The sequence below is a fragment of the Streptomyces phytophilus genome (assembly GCF_013870535.1).
GTDB lineage: Bacteria > Actinomycetota > Actinomycetes > Streptomycetales > Streptomycetaceae > Streptomyces > Streptomyces phytophilus.
In genome coordinates this window covers 1-2665 of sequence record NZ_JACBXC010000859.1, presented here as the reverse complement: position 1 = coordinate 2665, position 2665 = coordinate 1, and the positions used below count along the sequence as shown (strand labels likewise).

General features: G+C 74.5%; 2 protein-coding genes and 1 pseudogene. All 3 read left to right on the top strand.

Annotated features, from left to right (window positions below):
* A partial coding sequence (locus tag H5J30_RS26310; RefSeq protein ID WP_181789826.1) for a lantibiotic dehydratase occupies positions 1–1303 on the top strand: 1303 nt, incomplete at its 5' end.
* A complete protein-coding gene (locus tag H5J30_RS26305; protein WP_181789825.1) occupies positions 1300–2367 on the top strand; it encodes a lantibiotic dehydratase C-terminal domain-containing protein in 1068 nt (355 codons plus the stop codon). The genes H5J30_RS26310 and H5J30_RS26305, both read left to right, overlap by 4 nt.
* Positions 2364–2665, top strand: a pseudogene (locus H5J30_RS26300) (peptidase M50); the annotation flags it as partial. The gene H5J30_RS26305 and the pseudogene H5J30_RS26300, both read left to right, overlap by 4 nt.

The following is a 2665-nucleotide window of genomic DNA, read 5'->3' as shown; positions in this document are numbered from 1 at the left end:
GTTCGACCTGACGCTGCCGCAGCGGCTGACGCTGCACGGGTTCTTCCTCGCCCGCTACGGCACCGGCGGGCGCTGCACCGACCTGCTGAAGCTGATCCACGACTTCCACGAGGACTTCTTCGACCAGTACCTGTCGTTCACCTCGCGCCGCACCCCCTTCGACGCGAAGGGGGAGTACGTACCGGAGGAGAACTGGCTGGGCCTGCCGCAGCTCCGGGCGCTCGACGCCGCGCGGCGCGCGTTCCACACCGGGGTACGGGCCCGCTGGGCCGGCCACGCGCCCGGCGGCGCCGAACTCGTCCTCGGCGCCGACCTCTTCGACTCCGTCGCCGCCGAACTGGCCGCGCTCCCCGCGGAACCGGCGCTGCACAGCCACCACGTCCAGCTCGCCGGGTCCGAGCCGCTGGTGGTGCTCAACCGCTCGTACGGCGGGCTGCTTTTCCCGTTCAGCCGCTTCACCCACTGCTACGACGGCGACCCCGGCATCCCCGGCGGCCTGTCCGCGGAACTCCGCGACCGGGCCCGCGCACTCCAGCCCGCGGGCGCCGTCTTCGCCGAGGTCACCGGCGGCCCCGTGACCAGCAACCTCAACCTCCACGGCCGGCTGACCGACTACGAGATCGTCTGCCCCGGCGAGACCAGCTCCGTACCGCCGGAGAACCGCATCGCCCTGGACGACCTCGGCCTGGAGCACGACCCCGCGACCGACCGGCTGGTGCTGCGCTCGGCGCGGCTGGGCCGCGAGGTGGTGCCGGTGTACCTCGGCTACCTCGTACCGCTGGCGCTCCCCGAGATCCCGCGCACCCTCCTGCTGCTCTCGCCGACCTCCATGTCGCCGGTCGACGTCTGGGCCGGCGTCCCCGAGGGCGAGCCGGACGACGGCGTCACCCACCGCCCGCGCGTACGCCACGGCCGGCTCGTCCTCGCCCGCCGCTCGTGGCGCGCCCCCGCGACCGCGCTGCCGCCGCGCGCCACCGGCACGGGGGACGCCGGGTGGCTGCTGGCCTGGCACCGCTGGCGCCGTCGGCACGGGCTGCCCGCCCGGGTCTACGCGATGGTCAAGGACGCCGCGGCGCGCGGCGCGACCGGCGCCAAGCCGCAGTACGTCGACTTCGACAGCCCGCTGTCGCTGCTGGCCTTCGAGGGCCTGCTGCGCAGCGACGCCGCGCGGGTGACGTTCCGCGAGGCGCTGCCCGACGAGGACGGCCCGTACCTGACGACGGATCACGGCGGCCACGTCGTGGAACTCGCCGTGGAGACGGCCCCCGCGCCGCCCGGCACCGCAGAAGGGGAGACCCCGTGACCGACCAGCCCGCCCCCGCCCCCGGCACGCCCCCCGGCGACTGGCAGGCCCTGCACGTCTACTACGCCGCCAACCCCGTGCCGCTCCTCCTCCAGTGCGTCGCCCCGCTCGTCCGCGAGCTGCACGACGACGGCCTTCTCGACGGCTGGTTCTTCATCAACTACTGGCTCGAAGGTCCCCACGTCCGCCTCCGCCTCCGCCCCTCCTCCCCGGGGCGCGAGGCGGAGGTACGGGCCCGCGCCGAGCGCGCCGTCGACGCCTTCCTCGCCGAGCGGCCCGCGCTCTACCAGGTCGACTCCGGCTTCCTCAACGAGTTCTACAACCAGCTCTTCGACATCGAGTTCCGCCCCGAGGACCGCGCCGGCTACACCGACGAAGCGGGCCGGATGAACGTGCGGCCCAACAACTCCCGCGCCTGGCTGCCGTACGAGCCCGAGTACGGCAAGTACGGCGGCCCGGCCGGCGTCGCGCTCGCCGAATGGCACTTCGCCCGCTCCAGCGAGCTGGTGTGCGACGCGCTGCGCGGCAAGAACCTGCACCTGCGCACCGTGCTGCTCGGCACGTCCGCGCAGCTCATGCTGATCATGTCCACCGCGTTCCTGCCCGGGGACGACCGCCTCGCGGACTTCCTGGACCGCTACTACGCCTTCTGGCACCGCGCGTTCCCCGACACCGGCTTCATCGGCAGCGCCGAGTACGAGCGCAAGGCGGACGAGGTCGCCCCCGGGCTGCTCACCTGGCACGGCCGGATCCGCGCCGCCGCCGCGGGCGACGGCACGCTGCCGGCGCTGCTGGACCGGTGGGCGGAGCACTGCCGGGAGCTGCGCGAGCGGGTGGTGGAGCTGGCGGGGCGGGGCGAGCTGGTCTTCCGGTCCTGGGACGGCAACGAGGACGAGCCGGTCGACGACCCGGACGAGGCGCTGGAGCGGCTGCTGTCCCCGTACATGCACATGACCAACAACCGGCTGCACGTGACCATCCAGGACGAGGCGTACCTCTCCCACGTCCTGGCCCGGGCGCTGCACGCGCGGGCCGCGGCGCCCGCGACCGGGAGCGCGCGGTGAGCGGCACCGCGGAGTCGCGGGCGCTCGCCGCCCACCAGCCCCGGCTGCGCCCGGAGGTGCTGGTGAGCGACGCGCTGCTGCACGGGCCGCGTACGGTGCACCTGGTCAAGGACACCGCGACCGGGCAGTCCTTCGAGGTCGGGCCGCGCGAGCGGTTCCTGATGGTACGGATGGACGGCTCCCGTACGGTCGCGGAGCTGGGCGGCGCGTACGCGGCGGCCTTCGGCAAGCGGCTCGGCGACGCCCACTGGGGCCGGCTCTTCCAACTCCTTGGCGGCAAGGGCCTCCTGGCCGGCGC